At 40.3% G+C, this 17,219-nt stretch carries 17 protein-coding genes; 8 read left to right on the top strand and 9 right to left on the bottom strand.

Annotation, left to right across the window (positions count from 1 at the left end):
* Positions 1 to 69 precede the first annotated feature (69 nt).
* The 6 genes from B3S93_RS00425 to B3S93_RS00400 form a co-directional block, all read right to left on the bottom strand.
* Positions 70 to 999 carry a hypothetical protein gene (locus B3S93_RS00425; RefSeq protein WP_292401611.1) on the bottom strand — a complete coding sequence of 310 codons (930 nt, stop codon included), beginning with the start codon at positions 997 to 999 and terminating at the stop codon, positions 70 to 72.
* A gap of 2 nt (positions 1,000 to 1,001) precedes the next feature.
* Complete coding sequence (locus B3S93_RS00420) at positions 1,002 to 1,247, bottom strand: hypothetical protein (RefSeq protein ID WP_292401608.1); 246 nt, start codon at positions 1,245 to 1,247, stop codon at positions 1,002 to 1,004.
* A gap of 389 nt (positions 1,248 to 1,636) precedes the next feature.
* Positions 1,637 to 2,224 (bottom strand): DUF6998 domain-containing protein, encoded by a 588-nt coding sequence (locus B3S93_RS00415; protein ID WP_292401605.1) that lies wholly within the window; start codon positions 2,222 to 2,224, stop codon positions 1,637 to 1,639.
* 332 nt (positions 2,225 to 2,556) lie between these two features.
* Positions 2,557 to 2,997: a hypothetical protein gene (locus B3S93_RS00410; RefSeq protein WP_292401602.1), complete on the bottom strand. Its 441-nt coding sequence runs from the start codon at positions 2,995 to 2,997 to the stop codon at positions 2,557 to 2,559.
* A 122-nt stretch (positions 2,998 to 3,119) separates the two neighbouring features.
* The gene (locus B3S93_RS00405) at positions 3,120 to 3,362 is read right to left on the bottom strand and encodes a DsbA family oxidoreductase (protein ID WP_292401599.1); all 243 of its coding nucleotides are present in this window, start codon (positions 3,360 to 3,362) and stop codon (positions 3,120 to 3,122) included.
* A gap of 28 nt (positions 3,363 to 3,390) precedes the next feature.
* Positions 3,391 to 4,494 (bottom strand): NADH:flavin oxidoreductase, encoded by a 1,104-nt coding sequence (locus B3S93_RS00400; protein ID WP_292401596.1) that lies wholly within the window; start codon positions 4,492 to 4,494, stop codon positions 3,391 to 3,393.
* A gap of 147 nt (positions 4,495 to 4,641) precedes the next feature.
* Between B3S93_RS00400 and B3S93_RS00395 the strand changes: the two genes are divergently transcribed.
* Both B3S93_RS00395 and glgP read left to right on the top strand, forming a co-directional pair.
* A complete protein-coding gene (locus tag B3S93_RS00395) occupies positions 4,642 to 5,535 on the top strand; it encodes a LysR family transcriptional regulator (RefSeq protein WP_292401593.1) in 894 nt (297 codons plus the stop codon).
* 1,284 nt (positions 5,536 to 6,819) lie between these two features.
* On the top strand, positions 6,820 to 9,345 hold the full coding sequence (glgP, locus tag B3S93_RS00390; RefSeq protein ID WP_292401590.1) for an alpha-glucan family phosphorylase: 2,526 nt from the start codon (positions 6,820 to 6,822) through the stop codon (positions 9,343 to 9,345).
* A 287-nt stretch (positions 9,346 to 9,632) separates the two neighbouring features.
* On the opposite strand, the gene B3S93_RS00385 is transcribed toward glgP, so the two are convergent.
* Entirely contained in the window at positions 9,633 to 10,334 is a 702-nt protein-coding gene (locus B3S93_RS00385; RefSeq protein WP_292401587.1) for a hypothetical protein, read from the bottom strand.
* Between the two features lie 295 nt (positions 10,335 to 10,629).
* On the opposite strand from B3S93_RS00385, the gene B3S93_RS00380 reads away from it, so the two are divergent.
* Positions 10,630 to 11,238: a hypothetical protein gene (locus tag B3S93_RS00380; protein WP_292401584.1), complete on the top strand. Its 609-nt coding sequence runs from the start codon at positions 10,630 to 10,632 to the stop codon at positions 11,236 to 11,238.
* Between the two features lie 9 nt (positions 11,239 to 11,247).
* Positions 11,248 to 11,832, top strand: coding sequence for a hypothetical protein (locus B3S93_RS00375; protein WP_292401581.1), 585 nt, complete (start codon positions 11,248 to 11,250; stop codon positions 11,830 to 11,832).
* A gap of 357 nt (positions 11,833 to 12,189) precedes the next feature.
* On the opposite strand, the gene B3S93_RS00370 is transcribed toward B3S93_RS00375, so the two are convergent.
* Positions 12,190 to 12,900 carry a Crp/Fnr family transcriptional regulator gene (locus B3S93_RS00370; protein WP_292401578.1) on the bottom strand — a complete coding sequence of 237 codons (711 nt, stop codon included), beginning with the start codon at positions 12,898 to 12,900 and terminating at the stop codon, positions 12,190 to 12,192.
* A gap of 1,235 nt (positions 12,901 to 14,135) precedes the next feature.
* Between B3S93_RS00370 and B3S93_RS00365 the strand changes: the two genes are divergently transcribed.
* Positions 14,136 to 14,591: an REP-associated tyrosine transposase gene (locus B3S93_RS00365; RefSeq protein ID WP_349677819.1), complete on the top strand. Its 456-nt coding sequence runs from the start codon at positions 14,136 to 14,138 to the stop codon at positions 14,589 to 14,591.
* A gap of 22 nt (positions 14,592 to 14,613) precedes the next feature.
* On the opposite strand, the gene B3S93_RS00360 is transcribed toward B3S93_RS00365, so the two are convergent.
* Entirely contained in the window at positions 14,614 to 15,225 is a 612-nt protein-coding gene (locus tag B3S93_RS00360) for a hypothetical protein (protein ID WP_292748301.1), read from the bottom strand.
* A 420-nt stretch (positions 15,226 to 15,645) separates the two neighbouring features.
* Between B3S93_RS00360 and gntA the strand changes: the two genes are divergently transcribed.
* Genes gntA through B3S93_RS00345 form a run of 3 tightly spaced genes read left to right on the top strand, consistent with a single transcriptional unit; the run spans position 15,646 to position 17,179 of the window.
* Positions 15,646 to 16,353 (top strand): guanitoxin biosynthesis heme-dependent pre-guanitoxin N-hydroxylase GntA, encoded by a 708-nt coding sequence (gntA, locus tag B3S93_RS00355; protein ID WP_292401571.1) that lies wholly within the window; start codon positions 15,646 to 15,648, stop codon positions 16,351 to 16,353.
* Positions 16,346 to 16,954 (top strand): urea carboxylase-associated family protein, encoded by a 609-nt coding sequence (locus B3S93_RS00350; protein WP_292401568.1) that lies wholly within the window; start codon positions 16,346 to 16,348, stop codon positions 16,952 to 16,954. Before gntA ends, B3S93_RS00350 begins: the two co-directional genes overlap by 8 nt.
* A gap of 36 nt (positions 16,955 to 16,990) precedes the next feature.
* Positions 16,991 to 17,179: a tautomerase family protein gene (locus B3S93_RS00345; RefSeq protein WP_292401565.1), complete on the top strand. Its 189-nt coding sequence runs from the start codon at positions 16,991 to 16,993 to the stop codon at positions 17,177 to 17,179.
* Positions 17,180 to 17,219: the final 40 nt, after the last annotated feature.

The raw sequence follows: 17,219 nt of genomic DNA, 5'->3' as shown, positions 1-17,219 counted from the left end.
TACACAGAATTTTTTACAGTCTCAATGGGACAGAAAATACTGCCGCTCACAGCAATTAACCAGTCTAAATTACTTCATATTATAAGAACGTAACTTTTTCCAATGGCTAAAATAATTATCTCGTCGCACCAAGAGGGCATCGTTACTCATGAACTGTTTAAGTAAAGCCTTCCTTTCCTTTCTCATTTGAATTGCACGCTGCCAATTTATTGAAATTGAGTGAGTCTCAAGTTCACGCTTTAATTCTTCCTCATGCATAGCTTGAAGCTTTTGTTTATTTAAAGTTAATTCCGACATTTTTTTATTTAATTGAGCACTTTCTAATTTAATTAAGGCGAAAGTAATCCCTTCAGATAGCAATTTACGATGTTCACATTCTTCATCTCGAATTGTTTGAATCTTTTGATTTAGTTGCTCAAAATCCGAATTTAACATCTCTTTTTCTCGCTTGAGCTTACTGATTCTGTCACCAGCCTCATTTCTCCGTGCTTTCGCTATATCTAAACTTGCAACGGACTGTCCAAAAAATGAATAATTTGGGATCTTCTTTCCATTGTTTCCAAACAGCAGTCCAGATCTTTTTGATTTCTCATACCAGGAATCAATATCGTTTTTAGCTTCAGTGTGTTTAAGATAAGCCTGTGTTAAATCAGATTTAATAATCACATGACGACGCTTAATACGTTCTATTCGTTCATAACAATCTATTAAATCTTGCTCAAAGTTTCGTGTAAGAATCCTTTCTATATTATTTACAATAGCCCGCCTGTTTTTTGTTTTTATCGCCAGTCTCTCATATTCTTTTGCTTTTACTTCATATTTGCATCGAATATGGGCTTTTAAACGTTTTTCCTGAACGGCAGTTTTTTGTTCTAAGGATTCGGCAGGAAACTGAGTTAGAAGCTCTTTCCATCGATTCTTTTTTTCCAGTGACTTTTGACGTGACCATGCAATTTTAAAAGACACTGAATCTGAGAGTTTATTAAACAATGTCAACATAATTAATAAATGTTCATCGCTTCATGTTTAACCATTTCATAATCATTGATTACGTTTTTCATGTCTCTAACTGGGTCGAGTTGTTTCGCAATATTTGATGCCCACACAAGCCACTCTTTAATTTCCGCCGTTTCACTTTCATGAGTTTCTATAGATGCTATTAATTTTCTAATAGACTCAGCCTTTCGATGATCTCTGCCAATATGAACAACATTTCTCTTCTTTTTTCTTCGATATTTTCCTGCCATATACGTTCCTTTCTGAGCTCATCTTGGTTTAGTCTTTCAGTATTTTCCTGCTTTCTTACAATTTTGAGTAGGCGTGAGTACTCAAAGCTTCTTGAAAATAATCTCATTAAAAACTTAAGTTTTTATTAACCCTAGTGACATAAACTCTGAATATGGACTGCTGTTAGGTGTCTAGTAAATTTGTGACGATTCAGATACCTCACATGTCGGAAGTATCCATAATGACTTATAAAGAACGTGACTTTGTCTGGGCAAAATCTTATATCTCCATTCAGATGGCTAACGCCAAGCTCATCTGAACTTTTATGGAGAGCGTTTTAGTAAATAATGTAGCGTACCGGAATGCACAAAAACACGCGAAGTAAAATGTTTCCGAGTGCAGCTTTTTGTTAGGAATTGCTGCCATCAATATCGAGTTGTCCACGAAGGTATTTTCCCGAACCTCCTTTTAACTCAGTTCTGTCGAATAGCTTACCCTCGCACTGAAAATCCTCATCGATACGTATAACCAGCACTTTTTCGAAGTTTCCCTGGGTTTTAACGAGAACGCTGCTGCTATTTTTCTCCGGAGAGATCGTTTTAACTTCGACGAGCTCTCCGTTAATTGTGCCGTCAGAACCAGCCTCATGCGTACCATGACGGCGAAGGCCGAATTTTATTTCAGCGTATATTTCCCCGAGCTCTCCCCATATTTGCAAGTACCTGCCAGTATTTTCAAAGTGGCGTGTAGCACAATCAATTAGATCGTGAAAAATCTCTGCTTGTTCGAGTGCATTGTATGGAAATCCATCTCGACTCTTGAAGGCTGTCCTTGGTTGATCTGTTCCAGGATCTGGAAGTTGAGAATCAATCCACTCTCGATCAATGTCAATGTATTCGAAATCCCAAGGGTTATACCCACAGGCAGCGGCATCAGTTATTTGTTCTGGGCTAAAGCCGTCTTTATGCATGTCATGAAGAAAATCCCAATCACTCATATTTTTTCCCTGCCTTACGTCATGTTCTGCGGAAATTTAGGAGCGCTAGCGAGTAGATTTTCCGTAGCAGCACCTTAATTATGTGATCACTTGACCCCTGTATTAGAGTCATTGAATTTCTCAGATCATTTTTTAGTATCAAGTTCTCTAGCTTTCCAGATATTGCTGCTTCATTAAAGAAGCTGAAAATAATTGGGCCTATACCCTACCCCATTGATCCAAGAATTAAGCAATCCATTTCATAAAATCAGATCTTCCATTTGCTTGCAAACGAGCAAAATAGAGGAGCATATATGAGTTCGCCAGCTTGTACTTGTTAGTAGTTTTATCGCTCATTTATTGACCATTACCTGCCTGGCTTGAGCCTCAAGAAGCTTCATCCTTTCACTTTCTGTCAAAGAGATAACATGAACTTCCACACCAAAGAGCTTAACTGCTGCAGACAGCCACGACTTCCCTTGAACCATTTTGGCCGCCTCTGGGCATGCGAAGCAAAGAATTTTACGCCATGAACTACCCCGAAATTGCTCAAAGAGGCACAATTTCAAAATATCGCTGGCTACTTTATCTGGCTGTGAGCCCTTGAGCCGGCCTATTCGTGCATAAACTTCACATACAGCCTGGCGTTTCTCATCAAGGCCATCCAATTGAACCGATGTACTCTCGCCTAAGGCCAGTCGCTTTGGAACAAGATTAATTCCAAGCTTCTCGTTCAAAGCTGCTAATACAGTGTCTTCTATAGCCTGATGTTCAATTGAGCTTGAAGCGTGCACAGTATCTCCTATGTAAGATAACGTACCAAATAGCTGCGGCTAGGTAGTGAGTTAATATGCGATAGCGTAGCGTTAAACCGCAAAAAAAGTGATGGAAAAAGCCGTCAGGCTGAATTGTATTGTTAGAACTCTGCAGTTGGGTACACATGTCTTTTCCATACTGTTTGCAGGTAGTCATCCTCTGGTTTCAGCGTCGGTGTAGGATAAGGCCTGAGTTCAAAAGGTTTCCAGATCACTTCAACGTCTAATCCTGCTACAGCTTGTTTGAGTAGTGCGTCGCCGATCAAGCAATAGGGGCAAACAAAATCTAGCCAAACATATATCTTAAGGGGTGCTTCAGCAGTCGCCGATTGTAGGGTATTCATTGCTCTCTCCAAATCTAATTCTGACTTTTTAGAGTTCAAGCTCATAATCCTTCAGATTGGCGATAGGGCCTAGCATCTCTGTATTAATGGGATTGATTGATTGACCGCGTTGCAGTTTATTGGGGAAGTCGGCATTGGATAGTGCCCCCTTACCTAAAGTCACTATATCAGCACCATCATTTAATACCTGTTCAGCCCGACTTGGCTCATGGAGCGCTCCATTGGCTATAATTGTTGTGCCTGAAGAATATCTTTTTGCCAGAGCTACCAGGCTCAGATGGCTATCTGAAAAAGCAGGTTTCCAGGCTTTATACTCTGTCACATGAATATAATCGACGCCTGCCTGAGCCAGCATTCCAAAAATAACTTCTGCATCTTTTTCGCCACCAGCCCACTTATGTTCGTAATCATTGACTTTACTTTGTGAAATTCTCACACCAATTGGAACTTGGTTGCCTAGAGTTTTGCGTGTCCTCTTAATCACTTCTAAGGTCAATGCCAAACGGCGCTGCACACTGCCCCCCCAGGAATCATTGCGATGATTCGTATAATCGGTCATGAATTGATCCAGCAGATACCCATTGGCCCCATGGATTTCGATGCCATCAAACCCAGCTACTTCAACCGAACGTTGCGCAGACTGCACAAATCCGTCAATGGCATCTGAAATATCACTATCGGTCATCGCAGTAGGAAGCGGATAGTCGCCACTTCCATAGTAGAACTCGATTTGCTTGCCTTTCGGTTGCACGGCCGAAGGCCCAGCAGTATGTGTTACAAATCTGTTACCTTGGCTGAGGGCACCTGCATGCATGAGTTGTGCAAAGATGAGTGCATCATGATCATGCATGCGTGCCACAACTTGCCGCCATGACTCTGCTTGCGCATGGTCACTTAACCCTGGCTGGAATTGATAGCCCTGTGCAAATTTTTTATCTGTATAGATGCCTTCAGTCACAACTAAACTGAAACCACCCTTGGCAAAGCGCTCGTAGTAACGGGCCATGCGCTCGTTGGCCAAGCCTTCAGCTGTTGCACTGACTCTTGTCATAGGTGCGACAGCAAATCGATTATGCAATGCCTTGCCGTTTATTTCATAATCTGTAAATAATGATACCTGTTGCGATGTCATGATTACCCTCACTGAATTGCATTAAATTAGAATTAAATGGCTCGTTATCTATGGTTAAAAGCCACTACTAGCTAGATATTAACAAGAGCAATGCTTGAAGGGTAGATCACCTAACCGTAAACATGTATTTCATAAAATGAAACAATCATGAACTTATTAGACATTACGACATTTGTAAAAATTGCATCGCATGGAAGCTTATCTAGTGTTGCCAGGCAACAAGGTGTTAGCACTGTTGCAATCAGCAGAAGTCTGTCAGCACTCGAAAAGGAATTGGCTGTACGACTATTTCATCGCACAACTCGTTCTCTCTCTCTTACGTCTGAAGGTGAGGCCTTTTTGCCTTATGCTCAATCTATATTAGAAACCAAAGAAGCCGCAGAATCAGCACTAAAGCCCACAGCAGGTGCCGTTGGCATTTTGAAGATTACTGCCCCAGTCGTATTCGGACAAACTGTTATTAACCCGTTAATACAAAACCTTCTAACAAGCCATCCTCTCTTAAATTTGGATTTGGTCTTTACAGACAATATCGTCGATATTGTTGGTCAAGGCATGGATTTGGCTATTCGGATTGCACCTATCAAAAATTCAAGTCTCGTTGCCAAAAAGCTAGCAAACAACCGTAGATTGATTTGTGCCTCTCCACAATATTTGGCTACCCATGGCACCCCCAAGTCTCTTGATGAGCTCAAACTCCATGGCGGTTTGATACTTCACGGCATGGAGTACTGGCCATTTGATAAAGATGGGTATTCTTATCCAACTAAAATCAAAGGCCGACTACACACAAGCAGTCTGGACACCATTCGGATCGCTGCAATAAATGGTGTGGGCATAGCACTCATGACCTATTGGGATGTTCGGCAGCATTTATTGGAAGGTAGTCTGATAGAAATAGAGCTGAATGATGCCAGCCTGGATGATTTGGCTATATGGGCTGTATTCCCAACGCGCCATTATATTCCTGAGCGCGTCAAAGTGTTTCTTGACAGTCTGCAAAAAGCATTAAATGCAGCAGAGTGCGGTTGGCAAAAATAATTACACAAATGGTCACCCAAAAACCATACATTCAGGAAGCCTGCGGACAAAAAAAGCGGCCAGCCGAAAATCGGCTAACCGCTTGATTTATTTGGTGGGCCCACCAGGACTCGAACCTGGGACCAAGGGATTATGAGTAATTTCAATGTGTTTCCCACTTTGCACTTTGCCTAATAGCAAGGTGCTGGCGTTAGAATTTTTGTTTTATACACTTTTGGGTAAACCCTATTCAATTAAGCCAATTTTGGAACAAGTTTAGGTAGCGGAAAATGCCAGGACATCACATATAGTTCTTACCGACTAAAAATTTGTTATAGTGCTAAAAAAACATATTCTGAAAACTTTATTGTTCTCAACACTATGAACACTTAACCCCATTTGGTGAAAAGGCATAAATTTTGTTTGAGTAGTAAAAATCTCATCTATTGAGAAAAATACTTCATAAAATCTCAATTATTCTGAAATTTCATCTCATCTTTTCTAAAAACAGTTCAGATAACCTTTTGATTTCCTTAATCTCTCAATCTCATCTTCTTTGAGCTCCAACGGTCTGCGCTCAACTCCATAAAAAGTGAGATTAAATCAAGATAAGTTAAGATTGAATTTCAAATAAAACGAGATTTTTTAGCCCGACACCGTCATATTAAATTTGATGGTTTCGGGCTAATTTATTTAGATATTCATAATTCTTAATAACTCGATATCAATTTAATTATTACGACCTTTATTTAGTTCGAATGGACAGTTAAAAAGTTATAACAGTAAAATTTCTTGGTCATTCCTACCAATCAACTCATTGAAGCCCAACGTGTAAAACCTTTAACTCAGAGAACTCGGAAGAGGTTGAAATATTAAACCTGTGATCGCATCTGTAATTGATATATAACTGCTAGGGAGAGCTCAGTTGTTTCCCATTATTACCTGTAGAGTTTTAACCAATCTAAGCTTATAGTTCACCCTGTAAAATATAAACATTCATTCTCGGGTTGAGAGCTCCCATATTCCCCCCTATTCTCAAGGCACTTTTGATGGCGACACCAAAGGTATTATCGTAAATATTCCACCATATTCATGACAGAGGAAATATTCGATGTAAACCTGTAATCTTGACAGCGAACTCAGTGAATATGTTGAAACATGAAATGCTTCGGCAAGTATCTTATTCTTTAGTCTGGAATGAAATTGTTGCGAGTGTGTTCGTCCCTATATTTATAGAAAAATTAAGTACTTTTAATAAAATCTCATTTAATCTGAAATCATCATAAATATATGATGGAGATATAAATGCCAACATTTTCTTCCTACGATTTACCTAAAAACCTTCACCCACTCATTGATTTAGTGCAGGATTTACGTTGGACATGGAGTCACGAGGCTGACACTTTGTGGCGAATGCTGGACGAAGAAATCTGGGAATGCACAAAAAATCCCTGGACACTTTTGCAACATGTCTCTGAACAGAGGCTGCTGCAACTGGCTGAAGATGAAAAATTTTGTCTTGAGTTGCGACGTCTGTCAGAACAGCGAGCAGCCTATCAATCAGATGGTGGCTGGTACAATGAAATAAATTCAGACTTCAATATTGGCAAAGTAGCCTACTTCAGTATGGAGTTCGGTATTGGTGAGGCCCTGCCAATTTACGCGGGCGGTCTTGGGATCCTCGCCGGTGATTATCTTAAAACTGTCAGTGATCTCGGCCTACCTGTTATCGGTGTTGGTCTCCTATATCAGGAAGGCTACTTTCGTCAGATGCTTGATGCAGAGGGTCATCAATTAGCAATCTATCCCTACAACGAACCCTCAACATTACCTATACAGCCATTACGTAAAACCAATGGAGAGTGGCTGTATGTGCCGCTGAAACTACCTGGGCGGCAACTAATGCTACGTGTATGGCAAGTTAATGTTGGTCGTACCCAGTTATATTTATTAGACAGTAATGATCCTGTTAACAGCCCGCGCGACCGTGGTATCACCAATAAATTGTATGATAACAATCAGGAATTGAGATTTCTGCAGGAACTTGTCTTGGGGATAGGAGGCTGGAGATTAATACAAGAGGTCGATGAATCCATCTCCGTATGCCACCTCAATGAGGGTCATGCTGCTTTTGTCATTTTAGAACGCGCACGTCAATATATGGAGCAAAATGACTGCACATTCCAGCAAGCATTGTGGGCAACGCGTGCGGGAAATGTATTTACGACACACACGCCTTTAGCAGCAGCTTTCGATACTTTTTATCCACAGTTGATTGAAAAATATTTCCCAATATTTCATGACTTCCTAAGTCAAACAAAACTGTCGCTACAACAACTACTGGCATTGGGCCGCAGAGATCCACATGATCCGACTGAGCCATTTAACATGGCCTACCTCGCAATGCGAGGCTGTATCCGCTGTAATGGCGTGAGTCGTTTGCATGGTAAAGTCAGTCGGTACTTATTCAGCAAACTTTACCCACGTTGGCCTGTTGCTCAGATACCAATCACTCACATTACCAACGGTATACACGTGCCAACATGGGATTCCCCTTGGGCAGATAAATTATGGACAGAAGCTTGCGGCAAACAACGTTGGGTTGGCAATATAGAAAATCTGCATAGATCAATTGAAGCAATCGATGATGAGACCCTGTGGAAACTATGCACCAGTGAACGTGAGGATCTAATTCTCTATGCACGCAAACGTCTGTCTCTACAACTTGGGCAAAGGGGTGCTTCGCCTGAACAGGTAAATGCATCAAGTCAGCTACTTGATCCGAACGCTTTAACCGTTGGCTTTGCCCGACGGTTCGTTAGCTACAAACGTCCTAATTTGCTCCTGTTTGACAAACCACGCCTCGAGCGCCTCCTGAGTAATAGAGACAGGCCAGTGCAAATCATCATTGCAGGTAAAGCACACCCAAGTGATGCCGAAGGTCAGGGAATGATTAAGGAGTGGATACAATTCATTCAGCACTCAAGGATCAGAGATCGAATCGTATTTCTCGAAGATTATGACATCGCATTGGCTCAGCAACTGGTGCAAGGTATTGATGTCTGGATCAATACCCCACGTCGTCCTTGGGAGGCCTGTGGAACCAGTGGTATGAAAGTTCTCGCTAACGGGGGGCTTAATTTATCTGAACTTGATGGTTGGTGGGCCGAGGCGTTCTCCGACGATGTTGGCTGGGCGCTAGGTGATGGCCATGAACATGATTCAGACCCAAGCTGGGATTACATTGAAGCTGAACAACTCTATGAGTGCTTAGAAAACGACATCATACCTATGTTCTATGACCGGGACTTGCAAGGCATTCCACGTGACTGGCTAAAACACATTCGCAATAGCATGATGAAACTAGCTCCAGAATTTAGCAGCACACGTATGGTCCAAGAATATGTGAGAGAGCTTTATCATCCAGCCAAAGCAGGCTATGAACAACGCACAGCTCACCAAGGCCTGTTAGCAAAAGAATTATGTAACTGGTACAACACCATCGATCAGCACTGGGATCAGATCCACTTTGGTAATATGGAAGTGGCCACCTCCAACAATGTTTTGCTATTTCGTATACAGATATATTTAGGAGAAATACTGCCTGAGCAAATCAAGGTCGAATTGTACGCAGATACGCAACTCAATGAGCCCCCGTTAGTTATTGAATGTCAATGTCAGGAAAAAATCAGCGGTGCGGTTCACGGTTATTGTTATCAAGCTGATATTAAAACAAATCGAGAAGCTAAAGAATTTACTGCACGAATCATTCCCTATCATCCAAAAGCACAAGTTCCAGCCGAGGCCAATATGATCTTGTGGCAGCATTAATGCGTAATTTTTAAAAAAACTGGATGTTCTCCTACTATATAAATGTTTTATAAAGATCATAAGGATCTTTAGAGGATTTTTGGTAATTAATGGGTCAGAAAGCAAGGTAGGTTGGGCTGAGGCACGATACCCAACAATCCAAATCATAAAAATGCTTTCACTTTTCAGCATAACTCCATAAAACCACCCCATCCGTTGGGCTTCATAAATTCAGCACAACCTACCAAATCAACCTCCTATGATGAGACAGATTAAAGCAAAGGGGGAGTTCGTCAAAAATTGGATTCCTAATGATTTTTTTGTTTTTTAATAATATAACTATCTAATAAAGGCCACACTTCCAGCTCATTATTAAAAATAGCGATTCGGTCTTGATTAGCTGATACTAAAATGCCTTTTGCAATGATTTTATTTTGATTTTTGGTATCAATTAAATATGAACATTGGCCGACTTTTTCTTCATGGTCACAGCCCGACTCTGCATATATTTGTATTTGCCTATCTGCATCTGCTTTCCCTCTTTCATATGGAAAGGCGGTTAATAACCCCAAGAAACAAACAATAAGCAGCGGATAAGAAAACCAAGATGAGAGTTCAACATGCATCTCACCTAATACACACCAATGCCATTGTGTAATACCTAATATCTTTCTTCCTTGATTTTCTTTGCTTATTTCTTCGAATAACCAATCCTTGCCATTGGCTTTTGCATGTCTTGCATAGAAAAAAGCAACCAGACCAATAATGACTAAAACAACAAAAAATCCAAGCCAGACTGGCCATTTAGTGAGTAGCCATGCAATGGCTAAAACTCCGATATACCAGCTTTCAACCAGAACATCGCTCATATCTTTATTTATCAGTTCGTAACTCAAACCAAACGTAAAGATATGCCCAATATGGTAGCTAAAGCCTGTTAACAATATGCATGGCACTGCTATAGCCACAGCAGAAGCAGCCATTTTTATTAACCGTTCATACTTTTCCATAATTACATCCTTGTTTAAATTTTATAAATGAGCCCGTAGGTTGGGTTGAAGAATGAAACCCAACATTTTAAGTTCAAGGGAATTAAACAGCTTGAAAATTCTGTGCATTCCAATTATTGTCTGCTTAAAGTTTTATCTGATCATTTTGTACGGTTTGATAAGTTTGACGGAGCTGAAAACGCTATATAGCTGTAATCAACCAAATTAGAACAAACTAAAGAAATTTGAAAGAATCGTATACTTAACTTTAATAAAATTACGTACTTAATAAAATATATTCAAGGAAAAAACATATATGGATATTATGAGATTTGGTTTTACTACATATCGTTGGGCTATTTTATTATCAATAGTACTTTTATCCGGTTGTGCAACTTCCTATGTTGATGGATCAACAAAGGAAATCAGTCCATCTCAGTTCAATAAACCTGAACCATTGCACCCTGTTCAGGCCTTGTTTGAATTTCAAAGCGATGGTACTGCAAACGATGCAGCTACCAATTTTTTAAAAGCCCAAGTCATCGAACAAATAAAGTTAAGCGGTTTATTTAGCGAGGTTTCAGAAGAACCTGCCCAGGGAGGCGCACTTTTAAGCATTACACTAAATAATATTGCTGTTACCGATGAAGCATATAGCAAAGGTTTTGTGACTGGACTAACTTTTGGTCTAGCCGGTTCTCAAGTCACAGATGGTTATATATGCACGGCAAGCTATGTTCATGATACTTCCAGTGCCCCCATTGAAAAACGTGCTCGTCATGCTATCCATACTACTCTTGGGAACTCATCGGCCCCATCAAACGCAACCAAAGCTGAAAATGTTGAGCAAGCTGTCACTTTGATGACTCGCCAGGTCGTGAGTAATGTCCTCAATGATCTTTCTTACGATCCTGCATTCAAATAAGTGATGGTTATGACTTCAACCTCACGCATGATTAAATTATTCACGCTTATTTTAATGCTCATCTCTATGGTGGGGTGTGCGTCCGTCAAGATGTCCCCACCTTCGGCAAGCGCAGATACATTACATAAACTACGTGCAGCGAATTTAGCATCTTCCTCAGTAGGCGAGTTTGGTTTAGCGCCAGGTCTCAAACCTGGGCTTGATAAGTCACTAGGAGGGCTTAGAGGAATGAGTCTTCAGAGTGCAAATGGGAGCTTCTCACAACAACTCAAAGATACTGTCATCGTCGAACTGAAAGCTGCTGGACTCTATGATGAAAAATCTGAATTACAGATAGAAGCCCAACTTTTGGAAAACCAAGTTAATGCTGCTATAACCACAGGCTCAGCCAAGTTAGCTGCGAATTTCACGGTGGATAAAGCCGGGAAAAGAGTATTTGAAAAAAGCTTTTCTGTTGATTCGCAATGGGATTCCTCTTTCATAGGCGATATTGCGGTTCCAGAAGCAATAAATCGATATAGCTCACTCTATAGGCAATTAGTGGCAAAACTATTTGATGACAAGGATTTTCAAATTACCTTAGCTCGGGAGTAAGAAAAACTCGTAGGTTGAGTTGAAGAGTGAAACCCAACACTTTATAAATGATATAACTTTATCGAATCTCTGGGTTTCGCATAAGGTGCACTCGAAGCTTAAAATCTGGTTTGTTTAAAGATAAGTATTAGAATTGTTTCCGAGAATATGATTAGTCTAATTAAGATCGTGCATAAACCTAGATTATTTATGTATCCAGCATCGACAATATATATCCTTTATAGTGTCAATAAACTCAAGAAAATAATGGTTTTACGGCGCGTTCCTCGCGATATGTCCTTACTTCCATCTTTTTGGATTTGTGGGAGATAAAAAAGGAAATTTAACCTAGTGATCTAGATTATTAGAATTAGATTATTACACTACTTTTCGTAATCTATCTGTTTCAACTTTGACCACATGATAACATTCGCACGCTCGGTTTTCTAAACCTGTTCGATCCCGTATTGAAATTTTGCCGCGAGTATAATGAATCAAACCATCACGTTGTAAATGGCCTGCTGCTTCTGTAACGCTTTCACGGCGAACGCCCAACATATTTGCTATCAGCTCGTGGGTCATATTGAAATCATTTGATGAAAGACGATCAAGACTTAATAATAGCCAATGGCATAAATGCTGCTCGACTGTATGGTGGCGATTACACACCGCTGTTTGTGCCATCTGGGTTATAAGCGTTTGTGTAAAACACAACAGCAAATGCTGTAATTTTCCACCTCTCCAAAATTCCTCTTTTATTATTTTTGCTGGCAATTTGTATGCATAACCAGCGTTTTGCACCATTGCCCAACTTGAGGTCGTATCGCCTCCCATAAATAATGAGATACCAACAAAACCTTCCTTACCTATCATTGCAAGTTCGGCCGTAGCACCGGTTTGTGTCATTTGTAATAAAGACACAATTGCTGTCGTCGGAAAATACGCATGCATCATCGGTTTATAAGGAGAATAAAGTACGTCTCCTAAAGCTATTTTTACTAACTCTAAATATGGAAAAACTCTTCTGCGTTCTTCCTCTGTCAGCGCTGCCAGAAGCTCATTTTGAAAAGGATCATGATCAGAAACCATAAGAGATTACCGTCATCAAAGTACATATTTAGTAGCGTTCTTCAACTTACATTGCGAGATAATTATTCAGGATTCATCGCCGAATCTTATAAAATCTAATTAACACATATCTTTTATGAGTTTTAACTAGCACAAATAACACAAATTCGCAACACTATATCGAAACAACCTATTCGCGATGGGTTGCACTATAAATGTGGGAAAACAATATACTTCATAACAATGAATTAAAAGTATGGTGGATTCGAACGAGCTTCCCACGTCATTGCAACAGTTAGAAGATCCTTTCAAGCAGCTGCACAAATTCGAACAAACAATACACTACTACAACGTCGCTTCGCCTAATATATGAGGCAGATTTTTTGAAAAAGCTAAGCCGACTTTGAAACAAGTTTGTCTTTTATTAATCTGGTCGATTTACGCTTTAACCCACTAACTTGTTGTCACATAAAAATACTTTCAACTCAAAGATTGCACCGCCTCTTTTTCCAGCTTCACGACGCAATAAATTCGTCAGCCGCATGACAAGTTCTGGCGATGTACGTTGTCGCACAGACTTGTTGTTACTCGAGTGTTAATTTTTTCTATGCAAAGTCGACTGCTTGAACACTAGCTTCTAGTAACACTTTGCAAATGGGAAATGCTTACGCACGAGGACGAGGTATCGTAATGACTAACTTTTATCTGGATTCAAATCCTAAATTACCCAATCACAAATGTGAATTACATTATGTCTGTCCGGAAACATGTCCAAACTTACCTGCAATAATTGAACGCATTCAACTCGGGAACCTGCCTGATCTCAAAACTGCAATTCATATAGCCAGAAGAAAGTTTTATAACCAAGCTCACCTGATTAAAGAATGTTCTCACTGTTCCAATGCTCCTTCTCATTGACCAAATTCTGACTTCACATCGGTGACTATCTCGGGGCGTTATTCTGCATGAGATAAGTATGATGCCAGGTTATCCTCGACAGCTTCAGAAACTAAACAATTAATTAGCCCATATCCTGCTGATAATATGATGGTGTCACTTTAATTACTAAGCTGGTAGGTTGGGTTGAAGAATGAAACCCAACACTTTATAAATGACATAACATTATTGAATCGTTGGGTTTCGCAAACTCTACCCAACCTACATTTATTTTTTAATGATTGATGCAATTTCGACGGGCTTTTGTTGCTGGTGGTACGTATTTCTTTACGGTCAATCTGCTGGAATGAGATAAATCACTGCTTACTGATCATATTGATCTGCTTAAAACCGCTTTTCGCAGAGTTAAACTCAGCCACCCTTTTTATATTGATGCGATGGTGGTGTTACCTGATCATCTTCATATTATCTGGACTTTACCTGAAAATGACTTTGATTTCGCCACTCACTGGCGATTAATCAAATCCCATTTTTCTCGCAGTCATCCCTCTACCGAACAAATCAATATCTCACGTCTAAAGAAGTCTGAACGCGGCATCTGGCAACGCCGTTACTGGGAGCATTTAATTCGAGATGAGTTGGATTATGAACGCCATATTGATTACATTTATTACAATCCGGTGAAACATGGTTATGTCGATAAGCCAGTTGATTGGCCTTATTCGAGCATTGATCGGTTTATTGAGAACGTCATCATGTCCAACACTTGGAGTGTTGGAGAAACGGAGATGCTTGTGAATTTACCAATTCGTTGATTTTATTATTTATAAAATCGGTCTATTGGTCCAAACGTTTCCAAATTTTTTTATCTCCTGGCCGCGGGGTTTGGCAGCGCAAAAGCGAAGATGTCAAAAATTTATTGGATACTTGTCTCGTAAAGCGATCTTCATGAGAATCAAATTGTATCGCGTAATTATTTGATACACATTGGCAAAATTCTTCAAAACTCATACCCGACTCTTCATTGTAACCAAAGTCATAGCTTGACTTGCCATTGCCATCACATTTGATCAAAGCATATTCAGCAGCGCCAGGGATATTGAAACATTGATTGGATATGTCAGATTTAATGTTATAGGCTGGCTTTTTCGGCCCCGCTTTGAGCCTCTCTTCCAAAAACCGGTTGCTCCAGCATTTGCAATCGAAATGGGAAGCAAGTGTGCCATCGCTTTGGCACTCTTGATAAACCTGCTCCATTTCCTTTATTGCTTCTGGAGAGGCGTTTAATGATTGGTCTGACTCATCGGAAGCCGCTTGGCTTAGGATTATCGTTGAATCATGCTGAATAAACTGTCCATCCTTTGAGATTGGAACAGGTTTATCACTGAATGTTATATCAGCCATCACAACCACAGGGACTGAAAAGAGTAGAAATAGAATGGTTTTCATAATTCATTCTCCTATCGTTGTGAAGATAGTTTTCGTCTCCATCATAATGGAAAGTTTTGTGAGATGAAAATTTACAAGTTTTTTAAATATTTTATAAATGAGTCTGTAAAAAATTCACATATTCCCAACATATCTAACTTCCGCATTATATAAATACTGAATAGTGATTTTAGTCATTCAGCATATATTCCAGCTATTTTTAGCCTGCTATGCCTTACGCTATCTCAATCGAAACACTTTTGGTTGTTAGTGTAAAAATTTAAGCAAATTCGATTCTGTTACTCTGGCATTTATATTGCTCCTCCTCTCTTTGGCATAGCCTTCCACTGATTCATTATTCATAGATGAGAAAACAATCCTCTATCTAATTTGGCTATCCATCTTTTCATTACTAATTGAAGGTAATAAATGAGTCCAAACATGGATCTTCAAACTGCAAAAAATAATAATCTGCTTGAGGCGACCTTAAGCGAGAGTTTTTTAGAGTTTATCGATGACAATGCTTTTCCCTGTGTAGGGGCAAAAGCCGCTTTAGCCAATGGCTCAATAGAAACGCATGAATTCGATATGTTGAGTAATCCTAAAAATGACCAACTCATTGCTGATGGACTCTCCCGATTTGTTGAAATGCTCGACGTGAATGAGGATGACAGCTCTACAGTGCATTCCTATGTGGCTCTGTTTGATGGACCTTTTAATATGAATGAGCATGAGTTCGAATCTCAGCTATGGTCACAACTGTGGCGGCTTCACAAGCTTGATATTAAGGCAGGCAACTCGCCCGCAGAAGATGTCAGTAGTGATACCAACAATCCTCATTTCAGTCTGAGCCTATCGGGTCATCCGTTTTTTATTATTGGCTTACATCCGCATGCCTCACGTCTGGCCAGACGCTTTAGTCATCCGGCCATGGTTTTTAATTCTCACCGTCAGTTTGATAAGCTCAGAGAAGATGGTCGTTTTGAGAAAATGCAAGCGGCTACTCGTGCTCGAGATATTGAGTTGCAAGGTTCGATTAATCCCAATCTGGCTGACTTCGGTGAAGCGAGTGAAGCTAGACAATATAGTGGCCGTGAGGTGGAAGACCAATGGCAGTGTCCATATGATTTCAGGAGAACGAATGAATAACGCTACAAAGACGATAAGAATTTCACCTTGCTCTGCCCAAAGCGTCGAACTGGATAAAGGTGATGAATTGATAATTATCGATCCAGAAGGCCAGCAAGTGAGTGATCTGGTCGCATTTGAACGGACTAATCGTGAGGAATACCTGTCGTCGGGACGTTCACTGGATTATGCCTCACGTATGTGGCTCACTACAGGTGACATTTTATACTCGAATCGTAGCCGTCCCATGTTCACTATTCTTGAAGATACCTGCGGGCGACATGACTTTACATTAACTCCCTGTTCCAAAGATACCTTCAAGATAATTTATGGCGAAGATGAAGGCCGGCCGGGCTGTGAAGGGAATCTTGTTGCAGCACTTGCGCCTTACAGTATTGGCGTTGATCGTATACCGATTGCTTTTAATGTTTTTATGCACGTGGCGGTTGATGCGGACTCAGGTGAGTTTCAAGTGTTACCTCCACTCAGTAAAGCAGGTGATTTTGTTCGCTTTCGGGCAGAAATGCCGTTAATAGTGGCTATGACAGCCTGTTCAGCTGGTCAATCGAATAACTTTCACTATAAACCAATCGACTTTCAAGTATTGAAACATGCAATCTGATGAAATCGATTTTGATATTTTCTGAAGGAGTTACTTATGCCAGTCGTTCGTGTGACATGGTTTGAAAATAAAGACGATAAAGCTAAAAAAGCAGTGGCGAAAGAAATTACCGAAAGTATTGTCCGAAATACCGGTGCTGAAGCTAATTCAATATCCGTCATCTTTGAAGAAGTCGCTCAAGCCGATTGGGCGGTCGGTGGAAATCTGTCCGAAGATCACAAGTGACAGGTTTGGTTAAAGCATGAAACCCAACAGTTATAAATGA

Origin of the sequence: Methylophaga sp. UBA3613 (assembly GCF_002375415.1) — a bacterium.
Lineage (GTDB): Bacteria > Pseudomonadota > Gammaproteobacteria > Nitrosococcales > Methylophagaceae > Methylophaga.
Note: the sequence above shows the minus strand (reverse complement) of the source record. Positions and strands in the feature narration are given on the sequence as shown.

Bases quoted from the DNA above. Each gene is read 5' to 3' on its own strand.
- B3S93_RS00360 (WP_292748301.1), bottom strand. From the start codon at position 15,225: ATGAAAACCATTCTATTTCTACTCTTTTCAGTCCCTGTGGTTGTGATG.
- B3S93_RS00405 (WP_292401599.1), bottom strand. From the start codon at position 3,362: ATGAATACCCTACAATCGGCGACTGCTGAAGCACCCCTTAAGATATAT.
- gntA (WP_292401571.1), top strand. From the start codon at position 15,646: ATGGATCTTCAAACTGCAAAAAATAATAATCTGCTTGAGGCGACCTTA.
- B3S93_RS00385 (WP_292401587.1), bottom strand. From the start codon at position 10,334: ATGGAAAAGTATGAACGGTTAATAAAAATGGCTGCTTCTGCTGTGGCT.
- B3S93_RS00375 (WP_292401581.1), top strand. From the start codon at position 11,248: ATGACTTCAACCTCACGCATGATTAAATTATTCACGCTTATTTTAATG.
- B3S93_RS00370 (WP_292401578.1), bottom strand. From the start codon at position 12,900: ATGGTTTCTGATCATGATCCTTTTCAAAATGAGCTTCTGGCAGCGCTG.
- B3S93_RS00400 (WP_292401596.1), bottom strand. From the start codon at position 4,494: ATGACATCGCAACAGGTATCATTATTTACAGATTATGAAATAAACGGC.
- B3S93_RS00415 (WP_292401605.1), bottom strand. From the start codon at position 2,224: ATGAGTGATTGGGATTTTCTTCATGACATGCATAAAGACGGCTTTAGC.
- B3S93_RS00345 (WP_292401565.1), top strand. From the start codon at position 16,991: ATGCCAGTCGTTCGTGTGACATGGTTTGAAAATAAAGACGATAAAGCT.
- glgP (WP_292401590.1), top strand. From the start codon at position 6,820: ATGCCAACATTTTCTTCCTACGATTTACCTAAAAACCTTCACCCACTC.
- B3S93_RS00425 (WP_292401611.1), bottom strand. From the start codon at position 999: ATGTTGACATTGTTTAATAAACTCTCAGATTCAGTGTCTTTTAAAATT.
- B3S93_RS00420 (WP_292401608.1), bottom strand. From the start codon at position 1,247: ATGGCAGGAAAATATCGAAGAAAAAAGAAGAGAAATGTTGTTCATATT.
- B3S93_RS00380 (WP_292401584.1), top strand. From the start codon at position 10,630: ATGGATATTATGAGATTTGGTTTTACTACATATCGTTGGGCTATTTTA.
- B3S93_RS00350 (WP_292401568.1), top strand. From the start codon at position 16,346: ATGAATAACGCTACAAAGACGATAAGAATTTCACCTTGCTCTGCCCAA.
- B3S93_RS00395 (WP_292401593.1), top strand. From the start codon at position 4,642: ATGAACTTATTAGACATTACGACATTTGTAAAAATTGCATCGCATGGA.